Annotated in this window: 1 protein-coding gene; it reads left to right on the forward strand. The window is 58.9% G+C overall.

The annotated features are described in order from the left end of the window. The coding region (locus DNK89_RS23565; protein ID WP_304547783.1) for an SbmA/BacA-like family transporter at positions 1 to 637 on the forward strand (637 nt) is incomplete at both ends.

The raw sequence follows: 637 nt of genomic DNA on the forward strand, positions 1-637 counted from the left end.
GCAGTCGACAAATGCCGAGTTTTACTGGGGTGTCGCCAGCTTCGCATGGCTGGCACTGCTCGGTATGAACGTGCAGGTGATCAACGCATTCGTTGTCCAGCACTGGATCTTCCGCTGGCGCACGGCGATGAACGACTATTTCATGGCCAACTGGGAAAAGCTGCGCCACATCGAAGGTGCGTCCCAGCGTATCCAGGAAGACACCATGCGCTTTTCCCAGATCATGGAGGATCTGGGTGCAACGTTCGTCAAGTCGATCATGACCCTGATCGCCTTCCTGCCTGTCCTCATTCAACTGCAGCAGCACATCACTGAACTGCCGATCGTCGGAGCCATTCCGCAGCCGCTCGTCATCGCGGCGCTGGTCTGGTGTGTGTTCGGTACGGTCGCGGTGATGGTGGCCGGCGTCAAGCTGCCTGGCTTGCAGTTCCGCAATCAGCGCGTCGAGGCCGCCTACCGCAAGGAGCTCGTATACGGCGAAGACCATGCCGACAGGGCGCAGCCCGTCACCACGAGGGAGTTGTTCAACAACGTCCGCCGCAACTACTTCACGCTCTATGCCCACTACGTTTACTTCAACGTCGTTCGCTACACCTATCTGCAGGCCGACGGCATCTATGCCCTGTTGATCCTGGGG

It is taken from the genome of Acidovorax sp. ST3, from assembly GCF_003231145.1.
In the GTDB taxonomy this organism is placed as follows: Bacteria; Pseudomonadota; Gammaproteobacteria; order Burkholderiales; family Burkholderiaceae_C; genus Acidovorax.